The sequence below is a fragment of the Magnetospirillum sp. 15-1 genome, assembly GCF_900184795.1.
In the GTDB taxonomy this organism is placed as follows: domain Bacteria; phylum Pseudomonadota; class Alphaproteobacteria; order Rhodospirillales; family Magnetospirillaceae; genus Phaeospirillum.
The window spans coordinates 38,007-64,341 of the sequence record NZ_FXXN01000027.1; the positions used below are offsets into that span (position 1 = coordinate 38,007).

Annotated in this window: 25 protein-coding genes and 1 pseudogene; 16 read left to right on the top strand and 10 right to left on the bottom strand. The window is 68.2% G+C overall.

Annotation, left to right across the window (positions count from 1 at the left end; all coding sequences use genetic code 11):
• Positions 1-63 precede the first annotated feature (63 nt).
• From CP958_RS18375 to CP958_RS18385, 3 genes are all read left to right on the top strand, one after another.
• A complete protein-coding gene (locus CP958_RS18375; protein ID WP_170959028.1) occupies positions 64-1,806 on the top strand; it encodes a diguanylate cyclase in 1,743 nt (580 codons plus the stop codon).
• Positions 1,807-1,828: 22 nt separating this feature from the next.
• The gene (gene mutL, locus CP958_RS18380; RefSeq protein ID WP_096703676.1) at positions 1,829-3,643 is read left to right on the top strand and encodes a DNA mismatch repair endonuclease MutL; all 1,815 of its coding nucleotides are present in this window, start codon (positions 1,829-1,831) and stop codon (positions 3,641-3,643) included.
• 94 nt (positions 3,644-3,737) lie between these two features.
• Complete coding sequence (locus CP958_RS18385) at positions 3,738-4,157, top strand: hemerythrin domain-containing protein (protein ID WP_096700036.1); 420 nt, start codon at positions 3,738-3,740, stop codon at positions 4,155-4,157.
• Between the two features lie 183 nt (positions 4,158-4,340).
• Here the strand turns inward: CP958_RS18385 and greB are convergent, their stop codons facing one another.
• Entirely contained in the window at positions 4,341-4,889 is a 549-nt protein-coding gene (gene greB / locus CP958_RS18390) for a transcription elongation factor GreB (RefSeq protein WP_096703677.1), read from the bottom strand.
• Positions 4,886-5,930 (bottom strand): annotated as a pseudogene (tsaD, locus tag CP958_RS18395) (tRNA (adenosine(37)-N6)-threonylcarbamoyltransferase complex transferase subunit TsaD). Before tsaD ends, greB begins: the two are co-directional and overlap by 4 nt.
• Positions 5,931-5,981: 51 nt before the next feature.
• Between tsaD and hemC the strand changes: the two are divergent.
• A complete protein-coding gene (hemC, locus tag CP958_RS18400) occupies positions 5,982-6,929 on the top strand; it encodes a hydroxymethylbilane synthase (protein ID WP_096700038.1) in 948 nt (315 codons plus the stop codon).
• Positions 6,930-7,016: 87 nt separating this feature from the next.
• On the top strand, positions 7,017-7,733 hold the full coding sequence (locus CP958_RS18405) for a uroporphyrinogen-III synthase (protein WP_242442650.1): 717 nt from the start codon (positions 7,017-7,019) through the stop codon (positions 7,731-7,733).
• On the opposite strand, the gene CP958_RS27105 is transcribed toward CP958_RS18405, so the two are convergent.
• Complete coding sequence (locus CP958_RS27105; RefSeq protein WP_242442985.1) at positions 7,723-8,013, bottom strand: hypothetical protein; 291 nt, start codon at positions 8,011-8,013, stop codon at positions 7,723-7,725. The two genes, CP958_RS18405 and CP958_RS27105, sit on opposite strands and share 11 nt — an antisense overlap.
• Before the next feature lie 161 nt (positions 8,014-8,174).
• On the opposite strand from CP958_RS27105, the gene CP958_RS27110 reads away from it, so the two are divergent.
• From CP958_RS27110 to CP958_RS18435, 7 genes are all read left to right on the top strand, one after another.
• A complete protein-coding gene (locus CP958_RS27110; RefSeq protein ID WP_242442986.1) occupies positions 8,175-8,744 on the top strand; it encodes a mitofilin family membrane protein in 570 nt (189 codons plus the stop codon).
• Entirely contained in the window at positions 8,741-9,634 is an 894-nt protein-coding gene (locus tag CP958_RS18415; protein ID WP_242442987.1) for a heme biosynthesis HemY N-terminal domain-containing protein, read from the top strand. The genes CP958_RS27110 and CP958_RS18415 overlap by 4 nt, the downstream gene beginning before the upstream one ends.
• A 47-nt stretch (positions 9,635-9,681) precedes the next feature.
• On the top strand, positions 9,682-10,023 hold the full coding sequence (locus CP958_RS27115; protein ID WP_242442988.1) for a tetratricopeptide repeat protein: 342 nt from the start codon (positions 9,682-9,684) through the stop codon (positions 10,021-10,023).
• Positions 10,020-10,613, top strand: a complete 594-nt coding sequence (locus CP958_RS18420; RefSeq protein WP_096700045.1) for a c-type cytochrome — start codon at positions 10,020-10,022, stop codon at positions 10,611-10,613. Before CP958_RS27115 ends, CP958_RS18420 begins: the two co-directional genes overlap by 4 nt.
• Positions 10,614-10,622: 9 nt before the next feature.
• Entirely contained in the window at positions 10,623-11,159 is a 537-nt protein-coding gene (gene cobU / locus CP958_RS18425) for a bifunctional adenosylcobinamide kinase/adenosylcobinamide-phosphate guanylyltransferase (protein WP_096700041.1), read from the top strand.
• On the top strand, positions 11,159-12,163 hold the full coding sequence (gene cobW, locus CP958_RS18430) for a cobalamin biosynthesis protein CobW (protein WP_096700042.1): 1,005 nt from the start codon (positions 11,159-11,161) through the stop codon (positions 12,161-12,163). The genes cobU and cobW overlap by 1 nt, the downstream gene beginning before the upstream one ends.
• Before the next feature lie 170 nt (positions 12,164-12,333).
• On the top strand, positions 12,334-13,353 hold the full coding sequence (locus tag CP958_RS18435; protein ID WP_096702752.1) for an IS110 family transposase: 1,020 nt from the start codon (positions 12,334-12,336) through the stop codon (positions 13,351-13,353).
• Between the two features lie 394 nt (positions 13,354-13,747).
• On the opposite strand, the gene CP958_RS18440 is transcribed toward CP958_RS18435, so the two are convergent.
• Positions 13,748-15,427, bottom strand: a complete 1,680-nt coding sequence (locus tag CP958_RS18440) for a HAMP domain-containing methyl-accepting chemotaxis protein (protein WP_096703678.1) — start codon at positions 15,425-15,427, stop codon at positions 13,748-13,750.
• Between the two features lie 249 nt (positions 15,428-15,676).
• Here CP958_RS18440 and CP958_RS18445 point away from each other — a divergent pair, with 249 nt between their 5' ends.
• Complete coding sequence (locus CP958_RS18445; RefSeq protein WP_096703679.1) at positions 15,677-16,849, top strand: fused response regulator/phosphatase; 1,173 nt, start codon at positions 15,677-15,679, stop codon at positions 16,847-16,849.
• On the opposite strand, the gene CP958_RS18450 is transcribed toward CP958_RS18445, so the two are convergent.
• The 5 genes from CP958_RS18450 to CP958_RS18470 all read right to left on the bottom strand — a co-directional run bounded on the left by CP958_RS18450 (position 16,834) and on the right by CP958_RS18470 (position 21,221).
• On the bottom strand, positions 16,834-17,577 hold the full coding sequence (locus tag CP958_RS18450; protein ID WP_096703680.1) for an ATP-binding protein: 744 nt from the start codon (positions 17,575-17,577) through the stop codon (positions 16,834-16,836). The genes CP958_RS18445 and CP958_RS18450 overlap by 16 nt on opposite strands.
• Positions 17,574-17,879 carry an STAS domain-containing protein gene (locus tag CP958_RS18455; RefSeq protein ID WP_096703681.1) on the bottom strand — a complete coding sequence of 102 codons (306 nt, stop codon included), beginning with the start codon at positions 17,877-17,879 and terminating at the stop codon, positions 17,574-17,576. The genes CP958_RS18450 and CP958_RS18455 overlap by 4 nt, the downstream gene beginning before the upstream one ends.
• Positions 17,880-18,024: 145 nt before the next feature.
• Positions 18,025-19,713 carry a cache domain-containing protein gene (locus CP958_RS18460; RefSeq protein ID WP_096703682.1) on the bottom strand — a complete coding sequence of 563 codons (1,689 nt, stop codon included), beginning with the start codon at positions 19,711-19,713 and terminating at the stop codon, positions 18,025-18,027.
• Between the two features lie 280 nt (positions 19,714-19,993).
• On the bottom strand, positions 19,994-20,698 hold the full coding sequence (locus CP958_RS18465; RefSeq protein ID WP_096703683.1) for a glutathione S-transferase N-terminal domain-containing protein: 705 nt from the start codon (positions 20,696-20,698) through the stop codon (positions 19,994-19,996).
• 100 nt (positions 20,699-20,798) lie between these two features.
• Entirely contained in the window at positions 20,799-21,221 is a 423-nt protein-coding gene (locus tag CP958_RS18470; protein WP_096703684.1) for a bacteriohemerythrin, read from the bottom strand.
• Positions 21,222-21,402: 181 nt separating this feature from the next.
• Here CP958_RS18470 and gcvA point away from each other — a divergent pair, with 181 nt between their 5' ends.
• On the top strand, positions 21,403-22,293 hold the full coding sequence (gcvA, locus tag CP958_RS18475) for a transcriptional regulator GcvA (RefSeq protein WP_096703685.1): 891 nt from the start codon (positions 21,403-21,405) through the stop codon (positions 22,291-22,293).
• Here gcvA and CP958_RS18480 read toward each other — a convergent pair.
• Positions 22,278-23,102 (bottom strand): crotonase/enoyl-CoA hydratase family protein, encoded by an 825-nt coding sequence (locus tag CP958_RS18480; RefSeq protein ID WP_242442989.1) that lies wholly within the window; start codon positions 23,100-23,102, stop codon positions 22,278-22,280. The two genes, gcvA and CP958_RS18480, sit on opposite strands and share 16 nt — an antisense overlap.
• A 154-nt stretch (positions 23,103-23,256) precedes the next feature.
• Here CP958_RS18480 and CP958_RS18485 point away from each other — a divergent pair, with 154 nt between their 5' ends.
• Together CP958_RS18485 and glyS are read left to right on the top strand one after the other, a co-directional pair.
• A complete protein-coding gene (locus CP958_RS18485; RefSeq protein ID WP_096703686.1) occupies positions 23,257-24,168 on the top strand; it encodes a glycine--tRNA ligase subunit alpha in 912 nt (303 codons plus the stop codon).
• Between the two features lie 3 nt (positions 24,169-24,171).
• The gene (gene glyS, locus CP958_RS18490; protein WP_096703687.1) at positions 24,172-26,238 is read left to right on the top strand and encodes a glycine--tRNA ligase subunit beta; all 2,067 of its coding nucleotides are present in this window, start codon (positions 24,172-24,174) and stop codon (positions 26,236-26,238) included.
• Positions 26,239-26,335: the final 97 nt, after the last annotated feature.

The window sequence follows — 26,335 nt, forward strand, 5'->3', positions numbered from 1 at the left end:
TGTATATGCTGGTCGAACTTTCAGGTTGATGGCCCGGGGAAGGGGCAAACCGGGATGGGCAGCATGGTAAGGCCGGAAACGCCCGCCGAAAGGCGGCGCAAGGGCCCCCGCTTCGGCGGCAATTTCATGACGGTGCTGGAAGTGTCGCGCGATCTCGTCTGCCTGTGCGCCGACGGGGTGGTGCTGGACGTCAACAGCGCCGGGGCCGCCATGCTGGGCGCCGAGCAGGCCGACCAACTGGTGGGCCGCGCCTTCCGCGATCTGGTGGGCGGCGATTACGCCGGAGTGATCGACGACCTGCTGCACCTCAAGGAGATCGAGGGCTCGGCCTTCCCCATCAAGCTTCTCCACCTGGACGGCGGCACCTTCGAGGCCGAGCTGCAGATTCACCCCGCCCGCGAACTGGGTCCCGCCCACGCGGTGGTCACGGCGCGCGACATTTCCCATCAGGGCCGCCTGGCCCGCACGGCGCGCTACAGCGAGGACCGCTTCCAGACCCTGGTCGAGCGCTCCATGCATCTGGTGCTGCTCTGCCATGGCGGACGCATCGGCTACATCAACGGAACCGGCGTCCGGGTGCTGGGCGGCAGCGATGCCAGCCAGTTCGTCGGCATGCCGGTCTCGGAGATCTTCGCCGGCGAATACCGCGAGATCGTCGCCGCCGATCTGGCCGCCCTGCTGGACGAGGGCGGCATCATGCCGGTGCGCCTCGCCCGCCTGGACGGCGCGGCCTTCGACGCCCAGATCAAGGCCACCCCGCTGCCGTCGCGCGGCGCCACGCCGGAATACATGGTCGAGGCCCGCGACATCACCGCCCATATCCGGGCGGTGGCGGCGCTCCGCCACATGAACGACACCCTGGAGCAGAAGGTGGTGGCCCGCACCCACGAACTGGCCGAGGAGCGCTCGCGCGCCGTCGAGGCCCACGCCTTCGTGGAAAGCCTGCTGGAGGCGGTGCCCAATCCCCTGTGGTGGAAGGACACCGACGGCCGCTATCTCGGCTATAACGGCGCCTTCCGCGAACTGCACGGCATCGGGGCCGGCGACTGGATCGGCCGGACCATGGACGCCACGGTCAATTCCACCTTCGCCACCGTCTCGGGCCAGGCCGACATCGAGGCCCTGGCCGGCAGGGGACGCGTCCAGTTCGAGGCCCGCCTGGAGGTGGCCGCCGACCAGGCCCTGGACGTGGTGGTCAACAAGACCGTGTGGCGTGGCCGCGACGAGCGGCCGGCCGGGGTGATCGGCGTGATGCTCGACATCACCGAACGCAAGCGCATGGAAGCCGAGCTGCGCCGGCTGGCCACCACCGACGTGCTGACCGGCACCTTCAACCGCCGCCATTTCATGGAGATGGCCGGGGCCGAGGTGGACCGGGCCCGGCGCCACGCCCGCCCGCTGGTGGCGCTGATGCTCGACATCGACCACTTCAAGCGTATCAACGACACCTACGGCCATCCGGTGGGCGACGTGGCCATCAAGGCGCTGGCCGATGTCTGCGCCCAGGTCATCCGTCACGAGGACGTGCTGGGCCGTCTGGGCGGCGAGGAATTCGCCATCGCCCTGACCGAGACCGACCTGGACGGCGCCCTGCTGGTGGCCGAGCGCCTGCGCCAGGCGGTGGCCGCCCTGCGCATTGCCGTCGAGCAAGGCCCCGACGGCCCCGACGTGGTCACCTTCACCGTCAGCATCGGCGTCGCCGAGCGGCTGGAGGCCGACATGGCCATCGACCCCATGCTGTCGCGCGCCGACATGGCGCTCTACGCCGCCAAGCGCTCGGGCCGCAACAGGGTGGCGGTGGGGTAACAGGGCCGTTAAACTCCCGCCCATGTCCATCCGCCTCCTTCCCCCCACCCTGGTCAACCAGATCGCCGCCGGCGAGGTGGTCGAGCGTCCCGCCTCCGCCGTCAAGGAACTGGTGGAGAATTCCATCGACGCCGGCGCCAGCCGCATCGACGTGGTGCTGGCCGAGGGCGGCCAGTCGCTGATCGCGGTCAGTGACGACGGAAGCGGCATGGGGCCGGACGAGATGATGCTGGCCGTCGAGCGCCACGCCACCTCCAAGCTGCCCGACGACGATCTGGTGCGCATCCGCTTCCTGGGCTTTCGCGGCGAGGCGCTGCCCTCCATCGGCTCGGTGGCGCGCCTGACGCTGACCAGCCGGCCCAAGGGTGCCGAATCCGCCTGGAGCCTGTCCGTCGAAGGCGGCGCCAAGGGCCGCCCCGTCCCCGCCGCCCATCCGCCGGGCACCCGCATCGAGGTGCGCGACCTGTTCTATGCCACCCCGGCGCGGCTCAAATTCCTCAAGGCGGCGCGCACCGAACTGACCCACGCCGCCGACGTGATCGAGCGTCTCGGCATGGCCCACCCCGACATCGCCTTCTCCCTGTCCGACGGCGGGCGCAAGGTGCTGGACCTGGCGGCCAAGCGGGGAGAGCCCGGTGCCGCGCTGCTGTCGCGCATCGCCCAGGTGGTGGGGCGCGAGTTCGAGCCCAACGCCCTGGCCCTCGACGCCGAGCGCGACGGGGTGCGACTCACCGGCTGGGCCGGGCTGCCCACCTACAACCGCGCCACCTCGGCGGCCCAGTACCTGTTCGTCAACGGCCGGCCGGTCAAGGACCGGCTGGTGATCGGCGCGGTGCGGGGCGCCTATCAGGACGTGCTGGCCCGCGACCGCCATCCGGTGGTGGCGCTGTTCCTCGACCTCGACCCCGATCAGGTGGACGTCAACGTCCATCCCGCCAAGGCCGAGGTGCGCTTCCGCGATTCCGGGCTGGTGCGCGGCCTGATCGTCGGCGCCATCCGCCACGCCCTGGCCGGAGCCGGCCACCGGGCCAGCTCCACCCTCACCGGGGTGGCGCTGGGGGCCTTGGGGAATGCGTCCACGCCGTCCTTCGGCCATTACGCGCCGGCCCGCCCGTCCCTGCCGCTGGTCCGCGTCGGTATTCAGGCCCAGGCCCCCTTCGGGCTGGCCGAGGCGCAGGACCGTCCGGACCTGGGCCTCGATCTGCCGCCCGCCGCCCCCGCCCCCCAGGCGGACGAGGCCTCGGTCCCGGCCGCCGACTACCCCCTGGGCGCCGCCAAGGCCCAGTTGCACGACACCTATATCGTCGCCGAGACCGCCGACGGGCTGGTGATCGTCGACCAGCATGCCGCCCACGAGCGTCTGGTGTTCGAGCGCCTGAAGCTGGGTCTGGCCGACGGCCGGGTGGCCCGCCAGGGCCTGCTGCTGCCCGAGGTGGTCGACCTGGGCGAAGCCGGCGCCGCCCGCGTCGCCGAACGGSYCGRSGACCTGTCCCGCCTGGGTCTGGTGGTCGAGCCGTTCGGCCCCGGCGCCGTGGTGGTGCGCGAAGTCCCCGCCTTGCTGGGTGACGGCGACGTCCAGGGACTGGTGCGCGATCTGGCCGATGAATTGGCCGAATGGGGCGCCGCCACGGCGCTCGAGGAGCGGCTGCTGCACATCTGCGCCACCATGGCCTGCCACGGCTCGGTGCGGGCGGGGCGCCGCCTGACCGTCCCGGAGATGAACGCCCTGCTGCGCCGCATGGAGGCCACGCCCCTGTCCGGCCAGTGCAACCACGGGCGGCCCACCCACGTTTCCCTCAGCCTCGCCGACATCGAAAAGCTGTTCGGACGGCGATAATTCGCCGCTCCAACCCTGCTTGACCGCCGTCAATTACCATAGCTGGTTAGTCAGGTACTCTGGCCTCAGTTGCTTGAAGCGAAGGAATACCGCCATGAGAAAGACCGACAGTTTCCGTAAACATCACGATGATCTCCGGGGAATCGTCGGCCGGCTCGAACCCATGCTCGACCCCAAGCGGATCGCCGAAGATCCGGCGACGGTGTCCAAGGTGGTGCTCGACCTGTTCGGCAAGTTCTCCATCCATCTGGCCATCGAGGACAACACGCTGTACCCCAAATGCGCCGCCCATGCCGACGCGGCGCTGCGGCGCACCGCCGCCGAGTTCCAGGCGGAGATGGGCAACCTGTCGCAGCGCTTCGATGCCTACAAGAAGGCGTGGGCCGGCCCGCTGGCCATCGGCCGCGACCCCGCCGGCTTCGTGACGGCGACGCGGGAGATCCTGAGCCTGTTCAAGGCGCGGGTGGGACGCGAGGAAAACCGCCTGTACGACCTGTTCGACAAGGCGGCGTGATGAAGGGCGGCCATCCGCCGCGGGATATCCGGCCTGCGCTGAGTGAAACTCATCGCAGGCCGGATAGGCCCAAGGGGCCGCGCGGCTTATGCCGCGGAAGGCAAGGGCGTACAGCGCCCGCGCGGCCGCATGAGGGCGCTGCGGCGATCGGTTTCGATCACCGCAGATTGATGTAGGGAGTCATCACTCCCCGTAGCGGATTTCCACCACCTCGATCATTTCGATGCCGGAAGGGGTCCGCACCGGCACGGAATCGCCCTCGAACGCCTTCAGCAGCGCCCGAGCCACCGGCGAGATCCAACTGATCAAGCCCCTCTCCATATCGGCCTCGTCGATGCCGACGATGGTGATGGTGATTTCCTCGTCGCGGGGACTGGCATAGGTGACGGTGGCGCCGAAGAACACCTGATCGCGCTTCTTCTGCTGGTCGGGATCGACCACATGGGCGGATTCGATCCGCTTGGTGAGGAAACGGATGCGGCGGTCGATCTCGCGCAGGCGCTTCTTGCCATAGAGATAGTCGCCATTCTCCGAGCGGTCGCCGTTGCCCGCCGCCCACGACACCACCTCGACCACCTTGGGCCGCTCCACCTTGAGCAGGTGGGACAGCTCGGCCTTCAGCGCCGCGAAGCCCTGGGGCCGCATGTAGTTCTTGGAGCCCGGCGGCAGACCCTTGGGGGTATCCTCCAGCTCGTCGTCACCATCGCTTTCCTTGGTGAAGGCCTTGCTCATGCCTTGGCTCCCTTCCTGGCATTGGGGTCCAGCGGCCAGCGCGGACGCGGCGCGAAGGCGAGGTCGTCGCTCTGGCCCAGGCGCAGCCGCTCGATCCCCGCCCAGGCGATCATGGCGGCGTTGTCGGTGCACAGCCTCAGCGACGGAGCCAGGAATTCCAGGCCCGTTTCGGCTCCGATCCGAACCAGGGTCTGGCGCAGCGCCGTGTTGGCGGCGACGCCGCCGGCCACCACCAGATGCCGGACCTGGGGCCAGCGGGCCTTCATCTCGCGCACGCCGCGCCGCACCCGATCACCCATGGCATCGGCCACCGCGTCCTGGAAGGCGCGGGCCACGTCGGCCTGATCGCGCCCGGACAGCGGCTGGGGCAGGCTTTCGATCAGCAGGCGGGCGGCGTTTTTCAGGCCCGAGAAGCTGAAATCGCAGCCGGGCTTGCCCTTCATGGGCCGGGGCAGGGTAAAGCGGGCGGAATCGCCCATTTCCGCCGCCTTTTCCACCGCCGGACCGCCGGGATAGCCCAGGCCGGCCATCTTGGCCACCTTGTCGAAGGCCTCGCCCGCCGCGTCGTCGATGGTGGTGCCCAGACGGGTATACTTGCCCACCCCCTCGACGGCCAGCAGTTGGCAATGCCCGCCCGAGGCCAGCAGCAGCAGATAGGGAAATCCGATATGGTGGGTCAGGCGCGGGGTGAGCGCGTGGCCTTCCAGGTGGTTGATCGCCAGGAACGGCTTGCCCGACGCCAGGGCGATGGCCTTGCCGGTCATCACGCCGACGATCACCCCGCCGATCAGGCCGGGACCGCCGGTGGCCGCCACCGCGTCGAGATCCTTGAAGTCCACCCCGGCCCGGCGCATGGCCTCGGCCACCAGCCGGTCCATGTGGGCGAGATGGGCCCGCGCGGCGATTTCCGGCACCACGCCGCCGAACGGGCGGTGCTCGTCCAGTTGCGACGAGCACCACCTCGCCGAGGATTTCCCGCTCGCCGTTGACCACGGCGGCGGCGGTTTCATCGCACGAGCTTTCGATACCCAGAACAAGCAAGATGGAAATCCCTTTGCACAGCGGCGCCCGACTTACTACAACAACCGGACCATGACCGCAAAACTTCCCATCCTCCGCATCGGTACGCGCGGCTCGCCGCTGGCCCTGGCCCAGACCCACGAGACCCGCGACCGCCTCGCCGCCGCCTGGGCACCCCTGGCCGCCGACGGCGCCATCGACATCGAGGTCATCAAGACCACCGGTGACCTGGTTCAGGACCGCCCGCTGGCCGAAATCGGCGGCAAGGGCCTGTTCACCAAGGAGCTGGACGAGGCCATGCTGTCGGGGCGCATCCATCTGGCCGTCCATTCCATGAAGGACGTGCCGACCCAATTGCCCGACGGCATCGTGCTGCCCTGCATCCTGCCGCGCGAGGACGTGCGCGACGCCTTCCTCAGCCTCAAGGTCGCATCCCTGGCCGAACTGCCCCAGGGCGCCGTGGTGGGCACCTCGTCCCTGCGGCGCGGCGCCCAGATCCTGCATCGGCGTCCTGATCTGAAGGTGGTGAACTTCCGCGGCAACGTCCAGACCCGCCTGCGCAAGCTGGAAGAGGGCGTGGTCGACGCCACCATGCTGGCCATGGCCGGATTGCGGCGCCTGGGCCTGGCCCAGCACGCCACCTCGGCGCTGTCCGAGGACGACATGTTGCCCGCCGTGGCGCAGGGAGCCATCGGCATCACCTGCCGCGCCGACGATCGCGCCGCGCTGGATTATCTGGCGGCGCTGAACTGCCCGGATTCCTTTGTCCGCGTCGCGGCCGAGCGGGCCTTCCTGACCCGCCTGGACGGCTCGTGCCGGACCCCCATCGCCGCCTTGGCCGAGCTGGACGGCGACAGGCTGTCGTTCCGCGGCCTGATCGTCAGCCCCGACGGCACCAAGGTCCACGCCACCGCGCGCACCGGCACCCGCGCCGACGCCGAGGCCATGGGCAAGGATGCCGCCGAGGAACTGATCAAGACGGCGGGGCCGGGCTTCTTCGACCTGATCAAGAGTCACTGAGCCGTGGCGGTCCCCACCCCACCACGCGCGCCCGGCGCCGGGGTTGGCGGGGCGGCCGGTGCCGGAGCGCGAAAATTGAGAGCCCTGGTGACCCGCCCCAAGGAGGATTCCGAAGGCGTGGCCCGCGTGCTGGCCGAACGCGGCCTCGACGTGATGGTCGAGCCGCTGCTCGACATCGAACCGGTGGCCGGCGCCATCATCGACACCGATGGCGCCCAGGGCATATTGGTGACCAGCGCCAACGGCATCCGCGCCCTGGCCCGCCTGCATCCGGGCCGTGACCTGCCCATCTGGGCGGTGGGCGACGCCTCGGGCCGCGCCGCGCGCGAAATGGGCTTTTCACGGGTGGAATGCGCCGGCGGCGACGTGGACAGTCTGGCCGCGCTGGTCGAATCCCGTGTCGACCCCAAGGCCGGGGCGCTGCTGCACGCCGCCGGCTCGGTGACGGCCGGCGATCTGTCGGGATGGTTGTCGGCGAAGGGATTCGAGGTGCGCCGCCGGGTCCTGTACCGGGCGGTGACGGCGACCCGGCTTTCAGCCTCGCTGTGCGATACCCTGCGGACCGGGGGCCTGCATCTCGCCCTGTTTTTCTCTCCCCGCACCGCCCGGACCTTTGCTACCCTGGCGATCGAAGCGGGGGTGCGGGATACGCTCGGCACCATCGCCGCCTACGGTCTGTCGGCCAATGTTTCGGCCGAGCTGTCCCCCCTGCCCTGGCGGGTGCTGCGACAGGCGGCCGAACCTAGCCAGGCCGCCTTGCTGGCCGCCATCGACGACGATCTCAACCGGGGATTCAGCCCATGACGTCAGAGCCCGCTTCCGAGCCCACCGCCCCCGTGGAGGTGCCGCCCCAGGGAGCCCCGAACAAGTCGTCGGCCCCCCTGATCGCCGTGCTGGCGGTCCTCGCCCTGGGCGGCGCGGCCGCCGTCAGCTTTCCCATGTGGCGCGGCCATATGGGCATGCCCGGACCGGCGGGCATGGACTCCTTCGAGGTGGAGAACCTGCGGGCCGAGCTGTCGGCCGCCACCAATCGTATCGCCCAATTGGAAGCGCGCCCCGCCGCCGCTCCGGGGGCGATGGACAACGCCCGCCTCGACCGGCTGGAGGAGGCGCTCAAGACGGCCCAGGGTCACGCCGCCGGCCCGGCCGGTGAAATCGATTCACTTGCGAAACAGGTTGCCGACCTCAAGCGCAACTCCGCCGAGGCCAGACGCCGTCCTGCGTCTGGCCGAGCGTCTGGAGCTGATGGATCTCGCCATTCGGGAGCTTCAGGCCCGGCGCTCGTCGGCCGCCGCCCTGCTGCTGGCCGCCGGCCAGTTGCGCGAGGCGGTGGCGGCCGAGCGCCGGCCCTTCGACGCCGAATGGCGCGCCGCCCGCGTGCTGGCGGGCGAGGATGCCGAAAGCCTCGCCCTGCTCGACGGACTGAAGGAACAGGCCGCCGCCGGTATCGCCACCCGCGCCGCCCTGGTGCAGCGCTTCGACGCCCTGGCCCCGGCGCTGATCCGCGCCGAAATCCTGCCCGAGGGTGACGGCTGGTGGCGGCATGCCGCCGACCGCCTGCTGTCGCTGATCACCATCCGCCGCGAGGACGGCGCCACCATCGGCCAGAACGCCGCCGCGATCATCGGCCGCGCCCAGGCGGCGCTGACGCGGGGTGATTTCGCCGCCGCCCTGACCGAGCTGGAATTCCTGAGTCCCGGCCCGGCCGAGGCCGCCCGGCCCTGGATCGCCGAAGCCAAGGCGCGCCAAGGCGCCGACAAGGCCCTGTCGCAACTGACCGCCCAGGCGGTGGCCCTGGCCGGAGCGAAGCCATGAGGCGGCTGCTCGCCTTCCTGATCCTTACCGGAGTGGTGGTGGCTGGCGCCGTCTGGCTGGCCGACCGTCCGGGCGAGGTCACCATCCACTGGCTGGGCTGGCGGGTAGACACCACCGTACCGGTGCTGCTGGCCGCCCTGGTGCTGCTGTTGGTGGCGCTGTCGGTGCTGAACCGACTGGTGCGCACCGTGTTCGGCGCCCCCGGCCGCTGGTTCGAATCGCGCCGCCTCGGCCGTCAGCGCAAGGGCTATACCGCCCTGGCCGACGGGCTGGCGGCGGCGGCTTCGGGCGACACCCTGCGCGCCGGCAAGCTGGCCCGCAAGGCCGACAGGCTGCTGCGGAACCCGGCGGTCACCGGGCTGCTGACCGCCCAGGCCGCCCAGCTCAGCGGTGACGATGACCAGTTGCGCGACCGCTACCAGACCATGACCGAGCGCAAGGAAACCGCCTTCCTCGGCCACAAGGGACTGGCCGATCTGGCGCTGAAGGCGGGCGATTGCGATACCGCACGGGTCGAGGCGGGCAAGGCCTTCCTGCTGCAGCCCGGCGCCGAGGGTCTGGCCGGCATGCTGCTCGACCTGCAGGTGGGGGCCGGTGCCTGGGCGGAAGCCGAACAGGTGCTGCGCACCGCGCGGCGCCGCGACGCCTTGCCCGCCGCCGAACTGGCCCGCCGCCGCGCCCTGGTCCTGCTGGGCCGCGCCGAGGAGGCGCTGGGGGCCGGCAACGAGGCGCAGGCCCTGGACTGGGCCTTGGATGCCCGCGACGCCGATCCGCTGTTCGTTCCCGCCGTTTCCCTGGCCGCCGGGCTGTATCGCCGGCGCGGCAAGGAACGCAAGGCGGCGTCCCTGCTGAAGGCCTGCGCTTCAAGGCCGCCCCCCATCCGCTGCTGATCGCCGGCTGGCTGGCCCTGGGCGAGGGCGAGAGCGCGCTGGAGCGGGTGAAAAGGGTGCAGGAGCTGGTCCAGGCCAATCCCGCCTCGCCCGACGGCCACGTGGCCCTGGCCGAGGCGTCCCTGGCCGCCCAATTGTGGGGGCAGGCCCGCACCCATTTGCAGAAGGCCCTGGAACAGCGGCCGACCCGCGCCGTCTTCCAGTTGCTGGCCCGCGTCGAGCGCGAGGAGCGCAAGGACGAGGCCGCCGCCAATGTCTGGCTGATGAGGGCCGGAACCGATTCGATTCCGGAACCGTCCTGGACCTGCGGGGGCTGCGGCCATCATACCCCCGACTTCGCCGTATGCTGCCCGGCCTGCGGCGCCCCCGGCCGCCTGGAGTGGACATGACCCGATACGCCGTAACCCTGGCCGCCCTGGCGGCCCTTTGCGCCTCTCCCGCCCTGGCCGCCGACGGCAAGGCGCTGTTCGCCGCCAAGGGCTGCGTCGCCTGCCACGGCGAAGCGGGCGCCAAGCCCATCGCCGGCTCTCCCAACATCGCCGGACAGAACGCCGTCTACCTGCTGCGCCAGATGACCGAGATCGCCGACGGCACCCGTTCCTCGGCTCCGGTCAAGGTGATGAAGCCGGTGATCGACAAGACCACCCCCGACGAGCGCAAGGTGCTGGCCGAGTGGCTGGCGACGCAAAGGCCCGCCGAGGCCCAGCCGGGCGACAAGGCCAAGGCCGAGCAGGGCGCCGAGCTGTTCGACGAGAACGGCTGCATCGGCTGCCACGGCGCCGACGGCCTGAAGCCGCTGGCCGACTATCCGTTCCTCGCCGGGCAGCGCAAGGACTACCTGATGGTCCAGATCAAGGCCATCCGCGACGAGATCCGCTCGACGCGGCGCACCCGCATGATGACCGCCAACGTGCGCAAGTTCTCCGAGGCCCAGGTCGAGCAGGTGGCCGAGTTTCTTTCGCAGACGAAACGGAAATAGGCGGCCGGGATGAACTCACTTCCTCCGTCCCCCCTTCCCTTGGCCACCCTGGTTCTGGGCGGCGCCCGCTCCGGCAAGTCGGCCTATGCCGAATCCCTGTTCGGCGGCCAATCCGCCCTCTACCTCGCCACCGGCCAGGCCCTGGACGGCGAGATGGCCGAGCGTATCGACCATCACCGCCGCCGCCGGGGATCGGGCTGGAGCACGCTGGAAGAGCCCCTCGATCTCGCCGACACCCTGGACAACGTCATGCGACCCGACCGGCCGGTGCTGGTGGACTGCCTGACCATGTGGCTGTCCAATCTGATGCAGGCCGGACGCGACATCGACCATTCGGTGGAGCGCCTGTGCGAGGTTCTGACCAATCCGGCCGGGCCGGTGGTGCTGGTCTCCAACGAGGTGGGCATGGGACTGGTACCCGAGACCCGCCTGGGGCGCCAGTTCCGCGACCATCAGGGCCGGGTCAACCAGCGGGTCGCCGCCATCAGCCGCCGGGTGGTGTTCGTCGCCGCCGGCCTTCCCCTGGTTCTCAAGGATATTTCCTGATGCGCAAGGTTCCTACCACCGTCATCACCGGTTTCCTGGGGGCCGGCAAGACCACCCTGGTCCGCCACCTGCTGGCCAACAACCAGGGGCGGCGCATCGCGCTGATCGTCAACGAGTTCGGCGATATCGGAGTGGATGGCGAACTGCTGGCCGCCTGCGGCGTGGCGGGCTGTGCCGAGGAGGACATCGTCGAACTGGCCAACGGCTGCCTGTGCTGCACCGTGGCCGACGAGTTCCTGCCCACCATGCAGGCCCTGCTGGACCGCCCCAACCCGCCCGACCACATCGTCATCGAGACCTCGGGCCTGGCGCTGCCCAAGCCGCTGGTCAAGGCCTTCCACTGGCCGGAAATCCGCTCGAGGGTCACCGTGGACGGCGTGGTGGCGGTGGTCGACGCCCCGGCGGCGGCCGCCGGCCGCTTCGCCTCGACGCCGGAGGAGATGGCGCGGCCCGACCACGACAATCCGCTGGAGGAGGTGTTCGAGGACCAGCTGGCCTGCGCCGACCTGATCCTCCTCAACAAATCCGATCTGATGGAGGCCGCCGCCCTGGCGGTCCTGCAAGGCGACATCGAGGCGCGGCTGCGCCCCGGCGTCAAGACCCAGCCCACCCGCATGTCGGCCATCGATCCGGTGGTGGTGCTGGGCCTGTCGGCCGCCGCCGAGGAGGACCTGGCCGCCCGCCCGTCCCACCATGACGCCGAGGACGGCCACGATCACGACGACTTCGAAAGCTTCGCCGTCCGCCTGCCGGTGGTCGACGATCCGGCCATCATCGAGGCCCGCGCCGTGGCCGCCATCGCCGCCCACGACATCCTGCGCCTCAAGGGCTTCCTGGCGATCACCGGCAAGCCGGCCCGCCACGTCATCCAGGCGGTCGGTACGAGAGTGGAACGATATTTCGACCGCCCGTGGAAGGCCGACGAGGAGCGCGTCGGCACCCTGGTGGTGATCGGCCGCACCGGCCTCGACCGCACGGCCATCGAGGCGATACTCCGTGGCTGACAATCCGGCGGGTTTGACATGTCTCTCCGGCACAAGGCCTTCCTCAGGCACGGATTGACACGGATGCCGGCATTGCCGGCCACGGATGATGGTGTGGACGGCCCCTGCTCACCGGCATCGAAGTGCCCTAACGTGGTCGTTTCTGAGACGCCACAAAGAGGGGGCCGCCCATGAGCGAGATTATCAGGATTGCGATCGACCTGTCGAAGGGCGCGTTTGCGCTGCACGGGGTGAATGCGGATGAAGAAGCGATTTTGTGCCGTCAGTTGAAGCGCGGCCAGGTTCTCGGCTTTTTCACCAAGCTGTCGCCGTGCCTGGTGGGGATGGAGGCGTGCGCCTCGGCCCATTACTGGGCGCGGGAGATCGGGGCGCTGGGCCACGAGGTGGTGCTGGTCCCGCCGGCCTATGTGAAGCCGTACGTCAAGCGCGGCCGCAAGAACGACGCCAATGACGCCGCTGCCATTTGCGAAGCGATGGCGCGGCGCTCTGTCCCCCGGGTGCCGGTCAAGACGCCCGAGCAGCAGGCGGTGCTGATGCTTCATCGTGCCCGCAAGATGCTGGTGGGCCAGCGTACCATGCTCGCCAATGCGGTGCGGGCGCATCTGGCCGAGTTCGGCATCGTCGCGCCGTGCGGCGACAAAGCGCTCGACGGCCTGATCGCTCTTGCCGTGGATGCCGGCGATCTGGCTTTGCCGCAATTGGCGCGCGAGGCGCTGGGCATGCTGGCGGCACAGTTGCGCGATGCCGAGGCCAAGATCGATGCGCTCGAGCACGAAGTCCTGGCGGCTCAGCGCGCCGACGAGGCCTGTCGACGTCTGACGAGCATCCCGTCCATCGGTCCGGTCACCGCCAGCGCCATCGCCGCCACCATGGGCGACCCTCATCGCTTCAAGACCGGCCGCGACTTCGCCGCCTGGCTCGGCCTGGTGCCGTCGCAGCACTCGACCGGAGGCAAGACCGCCCTTGGCCCCATCACCAAGGCCGGCGACCGCTATCTCCGCTCCTTGCTCGTCGTCTGTGCCACCGGCATGTTGCGCCACCGAACCGAAAGCCCGTGGATCAAGGCGCTGCTGGAACGCATGCCGGCACGCAAGGCTACCGTCGCCATCGCCAACAAGCTGGCCCGGATCGCCTGGGCTATTCTCGCCCATGGCGGCACATATCACAGGCAAGCCGGATTGGCCGCCTGAACCAAAGTCCAACCACGGCACTTCGATTGCGAGGGCGATGAAAGCGTGATGGCGACCGGTCAGACCCACGAGCCGAAAAACCCTGTTCGTGTCCCGGCCGGTCGAGGCCGTACGGATGATTTGGGAGCGGTTCGCGGATCACATCATGGCCAGCGGCAAGGTGTGCCGCGCAAACAGGCCGGACACATGACTGCCCCAGACCGGCGGACACTGCGCCTAATTTTCCTTGCAACGCAGGGGCCGTCCACACATGATCACGGAGAATAAAAGTTCTCTCTCCGTGTCCATCCGCGAGCGGTGCCAGGCGCCGCATCCGTGTCCTCCGCGCCTTGCGACTCCGTTCCGACCGTGTCGGATCAAATCGGATGCCAGTGCCTCGGGGTGACGGGTCTGTCTACCCCTGGCGCATATTGGTGAGGAAGCCTCCCACCTCCGAACGCAGGTGCCCCGCTTCCTCCACCAGTTCGTCGGCGGCCTTGAACATGCCCGACGCCATCTCGCCGGTGGCGCTGGCCGCCTTGGACACGTCGGCGATGTTGCGGGTGATCTCGGCGTTGCCCGAGGCGGCTTCCTGCACCGAGCGCACGATCTCGTCGGTGGCGGCGCTCTGTTCCTCCACCGCCGCCGCGATGGACGATACCACCTCGTTGACCCGGTCGATGGTCTGGCCGACATTGCGGATGGTATCCACCGCCTCCTTGGAAATGGACTGGATGCCGGCGATCTGCTGGGCGATCTCGTCGGTGGCCCGTGCCGTCTGGTTGGCCAGGGTCTTGACCTCGCTGGCCACCACGGCGAAGCCCTTGCCCGCCTCGCCGGCGCGCGCCGCCTCGATGGTGGCGTTCAAGGCCAGCAGATTGGTCTGGCCGGCGATGTCGTTGATCAACTGCACCACCTCGCCGATGCGCCGCGCCGCCTCGGCCAACCCGTCCATGGTGCCGTTGGCGACGTGGATGCCGCTGACCGCCTCCGAGGTGATGGAGGCGGTCTCGGTGACCTGACGGCTGATTTCCTGCACCGAGGAGCCCAGTTGCTCGGCGGCGCTGGCTACGGTGGCGACGTTGGCGGCCGAGTGCTCGGCGGCGCTGGCGACGGCCGCGCCCTGGGAACTGGTCTGTTCGGCGGTGGCCTGCAGCGAGTTGGACAAGCTGTGCACCCGGTCGATGGAGGAACTGACCGTCGCCATGATCTTCTCCATGGCGCCGTTGAAATCCCCGATCATGCCTTCGCGCCGGGCCAGCAACTCGGCCTGCTGCTCGCGCTGGCGGCGCTGCTGGGCCTCCAGTTCCGCCGTCCGCTTCATGCCATCGCGGAACACCGCCACGGCGCGGGCCATCTCGCCCACCTCGTCCTTGCCGTCCTGGGAGGGAATCTCCACGTCGGTGCTGCCCTCGGCCAGGCGGCCCATCACTCCGGTCAGCTGGGTCACCGGCCGGGCGGTGAGCCGCGCCATGACCAGGGTGACCACGACGCCGACCCCCAGGAATATGGCCAGCACCATGAAATACTGGGTCTCGGTGCGGTCGGAGGTGGCCTTGGCGTCGCGGTAATCGTCGGCGGCGGTGGTTGCCGCCTTCTCGGTCAGCTCCCGCAGCTTGGCCCGGATGCCGTCATATTCCAGTTCGGTGGCACCCATCATGGACAGCGCCGTGACGTGGTCGCTCTGATACATGTCCAGCACGTCGGCGGCGGCCAGGGTGTAGTCCTTGACCTGCTTGGCGACGGCCGGGTCGGCCTTCAGGGATTCCAGCAGGGCCTTGGATTTCTCGCTTAAGGACTTGAGGTCGGCGCGCACCTGGGTATCGAGACCCTTGATACGGTCCTTGTCCTCCCTGGCCGCCTGCCAGCCCAGCAGGCGGTAGATATTGGATTCGATGGTGGCGGCCATGCCGTCCAGTTCGGCGGCGGTGCGGCTGTTGGCGAAGGACACGGTGACCATGCCTTCCATGGAGCGCTCCTGCCGATCCATGGCCACATGGAAAACGGCGCCCAGCACGACGATGCAGGCAACCAAAAGGAGTGGGGCGATGAAGAATTTTACGGTGATACGGGCGTCGGTAATGCGGGCGAGCACTGGAATCTCCCAGACAAGTAATGGCGATTACCGGTCCCAGGATGGTTCCGGCCCTACCGATTACTGCTCGCTTCCCTATACGAACGCATAATTATTTTATTTAGCCGCGTTCTGGCGCAACAAGATTGCCAAGGTGGTGGGGATCAGGTCAAGACCTTGTTGCCTCCAGCCGGAAAATCGCGGCCCGGGGGCATCATCTTCGCTGGTGATTTTTCCGGGCATGGCTATCCTGGCCCCAGGGAGAACGCCGTGGACAAGCTCGAAGAGCAGACCGTCAACCTGTCCGATGCCCGTGTTCTGGTTGTCGAGGACAACGAGATGAACCGGGTGTTCGCCTGCGCCGTGCTGGAGAGCATGGGGCTCAAGCGGGTGGAGTGCGCCCGCAATGGCCGCGAGGGCCTGGACAAGGTCGAGTCCTTCGCGCCCGACATCGTGCTGCTCGACCTGATGATGCCGGTGATGAACGGCGAGGAATTCCTGCGGGTGCTGCGGGCCGATCAGCGCTATCGCGCCCTGCCGGTCCTGGTGCTGTCGGCGGTGGAGGATCAGGCCACCCGCAACGCCCTGTTCGCCGCTGGGGCCAACGACTATATCGGCAAGCCCATCGATCGCCTGGAACTGGTGGCCCGCGTCGAGGTCCACCTGCGCAGCCATCTGGCCCTGGCCGATCTGCGCCGCTACCGCGACCGTCTGGCGGTGGATTTGAGGATGGCGCGCGGCATGCAGAACGCCCTGCTGCCCGGCACCAACCAGATGCGCGAGGCGTGGGAGCGCTATGGCCTGAACATCAACGCCGTGTTCAATCCCTCGTCCGAACTGGGGGGGGATCTGTGGGGGCTGGCGCCGGTGGACGCTCACCGCCTTGCCCTGTTCACCGTGGATTTCTCGGGCCACGGGGTGGCCGCCTCCATCAACACCTTCCGGCTGCACCTGCTGCTGCAGGATTTGGGGGGGCAGATGGGCGATCCCGGCGCCGTGCTGGAAAAGGTCAACGTCACCCTGAAGCAATTGCTGCCGCGCGGCCAGTTCGCCACCATGACCCTGGTGGTGATCGATTGCGCGGCGCGGACCCTGTCGCTCGCCAATGCCGGCGGGCCGGCGCCCATCCTGGTGGAAAAGGGCGGTGAGCCGCGCCTGGTGGGGGGCGCCGGGCTGCCGCTAGGCATCAGCCCGGTGGCCCGCTATGAAGTCGTGGTGATGCCGTTTCCGCCCGGAAGCCAGTTGTCGCTCTACAGCGACGCCCTGATCGATGCGCCCGACACCTCCGGCGAGCCCTTGGGCGAGGAATGGGTGGTCGGCCTGGTCCGCGACGTGCTGGCCGACGATCCGGCCGAGACGGTGGTCAAGGTCATGGCCGGCTTCGCCGCCCGCTCGCCGGGCGAATTCGCCGACGACGTGACCTGGGTTCAGGTGGTGGGCTGAGCCGCATCGTCGGCGGGCAGGCAAAAGCGCATGGTGATGCGCCGGCCGCCATTGGTGAACGACACCCGCTGGCACAGGGCGCGGATCTGGCCGATGCCGCGCCCGGAACAGGCTTTCGGCTCCACGGGAAGCGAAATGGCCGGGGGCTTGAAGCCCCGCCCGCGATCCTCGACCCGAATGATCATGTGGGTGTGGTTCCAGTCGACGGCGACGGTCACCGGCCGGCGGCCGAAGCGCGGATCGGCGAGGCGGCGCTGCATGGCCTGGGTGAAGGCGGCCAAGCCGTCGCGGCTGCTGCGCAGGCGGCCGTCCAGGCAAAGGTTGCCGTGCATGACGGCGTTGCTCACCGCCTCCTGCAGGGCCAGGCGGATGTCGATGCCGATGGAATCCAGGCGCGGCAGGCGCTGGATCAGGGCCTCGACCACCATGCCGACGATGTCGTGGTGGACGGTGGCGACGGTGGAGGCCCGGACCAGGAGCCGGGCCGGCAGCCGGTCCAGACCGTGGTCGGGAGAGGCGCAATCCAGATCGATGGCCCAGGCGGCCGGCGGGCAGAGAATATCGCCGACGTCGGCCGTGCCGGCCCCTTCGAACAGGACCAGGGTGCGTCCATGCTCGTCGGTGCGCAGCGGCAGCAGGCCGGCGGCGGCAAGCCGTCCGAACCGTCCCAGGCCGCGTTTATCGGCGGCCCGGTTGATGATGGCGGGGGGTGGAGTCGATCGTTTCACTTGAACTCGAAAAGCGTCTTGAAGGCGGCACGGTCCAGAGCCGCCGCCACCGGCCCCATGGCGCCCTGAACCGAAACCTTGAGGTTACGGGTCTGCGACACGTCGTAGATGTGCACGAACAGGCTCATGCCGGTGGAATCGATAAAGCTCAGGTCTCCCAGGCGGATATCCAGGCTGCTCAGTGTTCCCGCGGCTTCCAGTTCGGCCAGGATTTTCGGAAAGAGGGGGGCCTCGGCAAACGTCAGGGACCCGCCCAGGCTCAGCTGGGCGGTATTTCCATTGGTCTTGAGCGCGTATTTCATGTGGCTTCTCTCGATTTCCCGTGCCCTGACCCAAACCGAAGGTACAATCCGCGTACCTTCTGTTTGGTGTATCAGCGCACTGTTTTCAATGCCTTATTGATTCATTCACCTTTCGGACGGGGACTCTTCCGAAAGGATGGAACCATTAGGATGCCCGGATACTGGTCAGGAACGTATCCACCCGATTACGAAGGGTGTTGGCACGTTCCGCGACATTCTTGGCCGTGTCGAACACCTCGTCGGCGACGCGGCCGGTCTGCTCGGCGGCCTGATTGACGCCTACGATATTCGAACTGACCTCGGCTGTCGCCTGGGCAACCTGCTGGACGTTCTCGGCGATCTCGCCGGTGGCCTGATCCTGCTGGTGGACCGCGCCGGCGATGCCCGACGAGGCCTCGCGGATGCGTTCGATCACCCCCGAAATGGAACCGATGGCCGCCACGGCGTCGCCGGTGACCTTCTGGACGGTGGCGATCTGGGTGGCGATCTCGTCGGTGGCCCGTGCCGTCTGGTTGGCCAGGGTCTTGACCTCGTTGGCCACCACGGCGAAGCCCTTGCCGGCGTCGCCGGCCCTGGCCGCCTCGATGGTGGCGTTCAGCGCGAGAAGATTGGTCTGCGCCGCGATGTCGTTGATCAGGGCGACCACCGCGCCGATCTTGCCCACGGCGTCCGCCAGGGTGTTGATCAGGGCCGTGGTACGGCCGGCCTCGGCCGAGGCGTCGCCGGCGACGTTCACCGAAAGGCTGACGCGCTGACTGATATCCTCGCCCGAAATGGCCAGTTGTTCCGCCGAGCCGGCGGCCGTCCGCATGTTGACGGCGGTTTCCTCGATGGCCGAGGCTACCGCCGTGGCCTGGGTCGACGCGCCCTGGGCGGTTTCCGACAGCACGCGCGAGGTGGATTCCAACTGCTCGGCGGTGGCGGCCATGCCCTGCAGGGCCTCGGTCACCTCCTCGTTGAATTCCTTCAGCAGGTTGTCCACCACGCGGGCCCGCCTGTCCTTGGTCCACTCCGCCTCGCGCTGTTCCGCCGCCAACTGCTCGGCGCGGATCAGGCCTTCCTTGAAGATTTCCACGGCGCGGGCCATGTCGCCCACCTCGTCCTTGCGGGCGACGGCGGGAATCTCCACGTTGAATTCCTTCTTGGACAGGCCGTCCATGACCGTGGACAGATTGACCAGCGGCCGGGTGATGCGCCGCGCCACCAGCACCGACAGGGCCAGCACCAGGACGGTCAGCAGCACGACGCCGCCGCCGAAATACAGGGCGCTGGACCAGAAGGCGGCGTCCACGTCATCCAGGTAGATGCCGGTTCCCACTACCCAGCCCCAGCCGGAATCCAGCTTGACGTAGGAGACCTTGCGCACCGGCTTGGGCGATCCCGGCTTGGGCCAGTCGTAGTAGTGGAAGTCGGCGCCCTTGGCCTTGACCAGTTCGTTCATGCGCATGAACAGCGGGTGGCCGGAAGCGTCCTTGAGGTCGCTGACGTCCTTGCCGTCCATGTCCGGCTTGACCGGATGCATGACCATGCGTCCGGTCAGGTCGTGAATCCAGAAATAGTCGTTGTCGCCATAGCGCAGCGCGCCCACGTCGCGGCGGGCCGCCGCCTGGGCCGCGGCCTCCGGCAACCGGCCGGCCTTGGCGTCGGCCTCGTAGGCGGCGATGATGCCGGCCGCGCTGTCCACCAGGTCCTTGACCTTGGCCTTGCGCCCGTTCAGCACCTCGCCATTCAGCATGTTGAGGGCGCCGATGAAGATCAGGCACATGCCCATGAAGGCCGCCGCCACGATCAATCCGATTTTTGTTCCGATCCGCCTGTCGTCAAGCCACGTCATCACCGCCCTCGAGTCGTGAAATCCATTTTGCTGCGCTGCAACTAGATCGCAACGTGCGGCGGATGTCAAACATCGGAGGGTGGCGAATTTAAAATGAATCCGAGATGTCGCAGGTTGTCACAAAAGGAAATCCGGGTGACGAAAAGTGCCTCCCGGATACTCCTCTGAGCCATCACTGTGGATATATTAGAATTTTGACCCTAGGTCGCAGCGTGGCGCGACGCCAAAGCTATAAGATGCTAAAAATATGCATCATAAGTCCGATGAAACTTTTCCCGCGTCACGGCTTGGCGGCCGGGGGCGCGGCGGTTTGCCCGAACAATACCTTCCTGGCCTCCTCGGTGACCACGCGCTGGGTGTTGACCTCGTCGGCGCGGGCATAGGCGCGGATGACCGCCGGGCGGGCGGCGATGGCATGGAACCAGCGCTTGAGGTGAGGAAAGTCGTCCAGGTTCTGGCCCTGGCGCTCCCACGGCACGATCCAGGGATAAGAGGCCATGTCGGCGATGGAATACTCGCCCGCCATGAATTCCCGGTCGGCGAGGCGGCGGTTCAGCACGCCGTACAGCCGGTTGGTTTCCTTGACGTAGCGGTCGATGGCATAGGGAATCTTCTCGGGGGCGTACTGGACGAAATGGTGATTCTGGCCGAGCATGGGGCCGAGGCCGCCCATCTGCCAGAACAGCCATTGCAGCGTCTCGGCCCGCCCGCGCGGGTCGGCGGGCAGGAAGCGGCCGCACTTCTCGGCGAGATAGACCAGGATGGCGCCCGATTCGAACACGCTGAGCGGGGCGCCGCCGTCGGCCGGCTGGTCGTCGACGATGGCCGGCATGCGGTTGTTGGGGGAGATGCGCAGGAAATTGGGCTCGAACTGCTCGCCCTTGCTGATGTTGACCGGCTTGATGCGGTAGGGCACGCCGCTCTCTTCCAGGAAGATGGTGACCTTGTGTCCGTTGGGCGTGGTCCAGTAATAGAGATCGATCATTCCGGCGCTCCTGTTTGGTGTCCCTGACAGGTAGGCCGCATCCGGCAGGGCGGAAGCCCTGCCGATGGTATGATGACCGGCCGACCGGTATGAGGTCAGATCAGCGCCACTGCTCGACCTTCATCTTGCCCTTCATCTTCAGGTCGGTTTCCAGGATGTGGTTCATCAGCCAGTGATTCAGGAAGGCCGACATCTCGCCGGCGGCGGAATTGAGGTCGGCGTACTGACCGGCGTTGAACTTGGCGATGTAGTCGCCGAGCGTCTTCCTGAGGGCGGCGTGCTGGCGCTTGTTCTCTTCCAGCCCCTCGTACTTGGCGACCGCCTGGATGTATTCCTCACGCGCGAAGTGGTCGTAGGCATAGAGCTGCAGGCGTTCCAGGGTCACCTGGATGGCGTGCTTGTCCACACCGTCCGGCGCCTTGGCCTTGGCTTCGAAGTCGTTGATCAGTCCGATAAGTTCCTTGTGGTCGGCGTCGATCTCGATATCGCCGACCTTAAGCGTTTCATCCCAGGCGATGGCCATGGTTGTTTCCCCCTTTGGCTACGCCCTTAGGGTAACGCGTCCGGGGGCGGGGCTCAACGGGGGAACCTCGGGCAGGACGTATGGATGAATTCCGCTCATCCCGTGGTTCGGGTAAATCGTTTGCAATGATGGCCGCCCGCCGGGACACTCGGGCAGGGACCTTTCACAAGGGACGAGCCCCATGGCCTACCGACTGCCTCCGTTGAATGCGCTGCGCCTGTTCGAGGCGGCGGGGCGGCATCTCAGTTTCAAGCTGGCGGCCGAGGAGCTCAACCTCACCCCCAGCGCCGTCAGCCACGGCATCGCCTCGCTGGAGGACTGGCTGGGAGTGGCGCTGTTCGCCCGCGGTCACCGTTCGCTCAGTCTGACCGCCGCCGGGCGGGCCTATCTGCCCCGTATCCGCGACGTGCTGCAGCAATTGGCCGGCGCCACCGAGGCGGTGCCGGGGCGGCGGCCCAGCGGCCGGCTGTCGGTGAGCGTCGCTCCCAGCTTCGGTCTGCGCTGGCTGATTCCCGGACTGCCCCGTTTCAACCAGCGGCATCCCAACATCGAGGTGACCCTGGACACCGCCCGGCGTCAGGTGGAGTTTCCCCGCGACGGCATCGACGTGGCCATCCGCATGGGGCAGGGGGGCTGGCAGGATCTCTACAGCCTGTGCCTGACCATGGAGGATCTGGTGCCGGTCTGTTCGCCCGCCCTGGCCGCCGAGATCCGTTCGCCCGCCGACCTCTTGGGCCGCAAGCTGCTGCAGGTGACCAACATCTCCGAGGATTGGGCCGCCTGGGCCGATCTGGCCGGGGTGGAGGGGCTGGACCTGGAGCGCGGCCTTAAGCTCGATACCCTGCACATGGCCTGGGAAGCGGCGGCGCAGGGGGTGGGCATCGCGCTCGGCCGCCTGCCGCTGGCCGCCCCCGATCTGGACAGCGGGCGGCTGGTCCCCGTGCTGGGGCCGCCGCGCCGTTGCCGCACCGGCTATTGGCTGGTGGCGGGCCGCGACTCCCTGGCCCGGCCCGAGGTCGTCGCGTTCCGCGATTGGCTGCGCGAGGAGTTGGCGGGTTACGCTCCCGTGTAATGGGGGGCGCGGCGGCCGATCCAGGCGTCCAGGCCTTCGCGCAAATCGTGGGTGGGGGCCATGCGGGCGAATTGCTCGCCCTCGGCCGCCAATCCCTCGGCGATGGGCAGGTTGATGCCCCGCGTCACCGCGTTGATCACCGCCCTGGCGGCCAGGGGCGAGTGGCGGATGATCCGCCCGGCCATGTGGCGCGCGGCTTCCAGCAGGGTGTGGTGGGGCACCACCGCGTTGATCAGCCCCATCTCCAGGGCGCGGACCGGCTTGAACGGGTCGCCGGTCAGCAGCAGTTCCAGGCCGCGCTTGCGTCCGGCCAGCCGGGGCAGGCGCTGGGTGCCGCCGAAGGTGGGCGGCATGCCCAGGTTGATTTCCGGCTTGGCGAACATGGCGCGCTCGCTGGCGATGGCCAGATGCACCGCCTCGGTGATCTCGCAGCCGCCGCCATAGGCGATGCCGTTGACCGCCGCGATCACCGGCTTGCCGAAGGCTTCCAGGCGGGCGGTCAGGGCCTGGCCCCGGCGCACGAAGTCGCGCAGAGCCCGCTCGGTCCCCACCTCCACGGAACGGGAGAATTCGTGGATGTCGGCACCGGCCGAAAAGGCCCGCTCGCCGGCCCCGGTGAGGATCACGGCGCGTACCGCGTCGTCGCCTTCCAGGGCGTCGAGCACCGCCATCAGGGTATCGGCAAGGTCGTAACTGATGGCGTTGAGCTTTTCCGGGCGGTTGAGGGTGATGGTCGCGATATTGCCGCTGACCTCGCAAAGAATGCAGTCCGACATATTCCTCTCCATGACCAGATCGGGTCCGGTCATGATTTGCCGTTCGGTCGCTGCCGTGCAAACGCAGGCTTTTCACTATTGGATGCCTTCCGGTCATGGGAAACGGCGCCCTCGGTCTTGACCGAGTCCGGCCGCATGGCTAGGGTTGCGGCGATTTCGCTGCAACCTGATCGAATGGCGGTTTTCCATGGGCATTGTCGGGACCAAGAAGCCGAGCTTCCAAAGCCTGATCCTCACCCTGCAGGCTTTCTGGGCCGAGCAGGGCTGCGTCATCCTCCAGCCCTATGACATGGAGGTGGGCGCCGGGACCTTCCATCCGGCCACCACGCTGCGCGCGCTGGGTCCGGACCATTGGAAGTGCGCCTATGTCCAGCCGTCGCGCCGCCCCAAGGACGGCCGCTATGGCGAGAACCCCAATCGCCTGCAGCATTACTACCAGTATCAGGTGCTGCTGAAGCCCTCGCCGCCCAATGCCCAGGAACTGTACCTGGAAAGCCTGCGGCGCTTGGGGGTGGACCCGCTGGCCCACGACATCCGCTTCGTCGAGGACGACTGGGAGAGCCCGACGCTGGGCGCCTGGGGCCTGGGCTGGGAAGTCTGGTGTGACGGCATGGAGGTCACTCAGTTCACCTACTTCCAGCAGGTGGGCGGTATCGAGTGCGACCCGGTGGCGGTGGAGCTGACCTATGGCCTCGAGCGCCTCGCCATGTACATCCAGGGCGTGGAGAACGTCTACGACCTGGACTTCAACGGCGACGGCGTCACCTATGGCGACGTCTTCCTCCAGGCCGAGAAGGAATACTCGGCCCATAATTTCGAGCACGCCGACACCGACATGCTGCTGCGGCATTTCCTCGACGCCGAGACGGAGTGCAAGAGCCTGCTGGAGAAGGGCGTGGCGCTGCCGGCCTATGACCAGTGCATCAAGGCGAGCCATCGCTTCAATCTGCTGGACGCGCGCGGCGTGATCTCGGTCACCGAGCGCCAGGCCTATATCGGCCGCGTCCGTGCCCTGGCCAAGGCCTGCTGCGAAGGCTGGCTGGCTTCCCGCCCGGCGGCGAAGGCCGCCATTCCCTCCAGTTCCGGAAAGGAGGGCTGAGCCATGGCCGAGTTCCTGCTTGAAATCTTCTCCGAGGAAATCCCCGCCCGCATGCAGGCCCGTGCCGCCGACGACCTGCGGAGCATGGTGACCGACGGCCTGGGCAAGAACGGCATCACCTTCGAGGCGGTCCGCTCCTACGTCACGCCGCGCCGTCTGGTGCTGGTGATCGAGGGACTGCCCCAGGCCGGCCCCGACGTGTCGGAAGAAAAGCGCGGTCCGCGCGTCGGCTCGCCCGCCCAGGCCATGGACGGCTTCCTCAAGTCCACCGGCATGAGCGTCGAGCAACTCGAGCAGCGCGACACCGGCAAGGGCGTGTTCTATTTCGCGGTGATCAACCGCAAGGGCCGTCCCACGGCCGAGGTTCTGAAGGAAGCGGTCGAGGGCGCCATGGCCGCCTTCCCCTGGCCCAAGAGCCAGCGCTGGGGAACCAATTCCATCCGCTGGGTGCGCCCCATCCAGTCCATCCTGGCCCTGTTCGGCGGCGCGGTGGTGCCGGTGGAGTTCGGCCCGGCCAAGGCCGGCGACATGACCTCCGGCCACCGCTTCCTGGCGCCCGAGACCTTCCGGGTCAAGGACTTCGCCGAATACCTCGCCAAGCTGCGCCACGCTAAGGTGATGCTCGACCCCGTCGAGCGCCGCCACGCCATCCTGGCCGGCGCCGAGGCCCTGGCGGCGGCCGAGGGCCTGACGCTCAAGGCCGATGACGGCCTGCTGGCCGAGGTGACGGGTCTGGTGGAATGGCCGGTGCCGCTGGTGGGCTCCATCGACGACAAGTTCATGGACGTGCCGGCCGAGGTGCTGATCACCTCCATGCGCGCGCACCAGAAGTACTTCTCGCTCTTGAAGGCCGACGGGTCGCTGGCGCCGCGCTTCATCGTCATCTCCAACATGGAGACCAATGACGGCGGCAAGGCGGTTGTCGCGGGCAATCAGCGCGTGCTGCGCGCCCGTCTGTCCGATGCCAAGTTCTTCTGGGACACCGACCGCAAGCAGCGCCTGGAATCCCGCCTGCCCAAGCTGGCCGAGCGTACTTTCTACGCCTCGCTGGGCACCGTGGCCGACAAGGTGGACCGGATCACCGCCCTGGCCGGCAACATCGCCGGCATGATCGGCGCCGACAAGGCGGCGGCCGAGCGGGCAGCCCGGCTGGCCAAGGCCGATCTCTCCTCCGAACTGGTGGGCGAGTTCCCCGAGTTGCAGGGGTTGATGGGGCGCTACTATGCCCTGAACGACGGTGAGACGGCGGAGGTGGCCGATGCCGTCGCCGCCCATTACTCACCGCAGGGGCCGGGCGATTCCTGCCCCGACGCCCCGGTCTCGGTGGCCGTCGCCCTGGCCGACAAGATCGATTCCCTGGTGGGCTTCTTCGCCATCAACGAGAAGCCGACCGGTTCCAAGGACCCCTTCGCGCTGCGCCGCGCCGCGCTCGGCATCATCCGCCTGGTGCTGGACAACGGCCTGCGCCTGCCCTTGTCCCAGGTCATCTTCCTGGCCTCGGGTCACTTCAAGGCGACGTTGGAGCTGTCGCCCGGCGAGGTGGCCAGCGACCTGCTGAACTTCTTCGCCGACCGTCTGGCGGTGGCGCTGAAGGAGAAGGGGGTCCGCCACGATCTGATCACCGCCATCTTCTCGCTGGGCGGCGAGGACGATCTGGTCCGCCTGCTGAAGCGGGTCGAGGCACTGGGCGCCTTCCTGGACTCCGACGACGGCGCCAACCTGCTGATCGCCTACCGCCGTGCCGCCAACATCGTGCGCATCGAGGAAAAGAAGGACGGAACCGTGTTCGCGGGGCCGGCCGATCAGGCTCTGCTGCGTCAGGACGAGGAAAAGGCCCTTTCCGCCGCCCTGGCCGAGGTCGGCCCGGCACTGGAGAAGGCCCTGGCCGCCGAGGATTTCGCCGCCGCCATGGCCGCCCTGGCTCGTCTGCGCCGGCCGGTGGACGCCTTCTTCGACAAGGTGACGGTCAATGCCGACGAGCCGGCGCTGCGCATCAACCGGCTGAAGCTGCTGGCGCTGATCGGCTCCGCCATGGGCCGGGTGGCCGACTTCTCCAAGGTTGAGGGGTAGATAGGACGACTGCCTATTTTCAATCCCTCTGGGACGTTGCATGATGAAACCCGCGTCGCACTCAGTGGCGCGGGTTTTCCTTTTTACGGATCGGGGA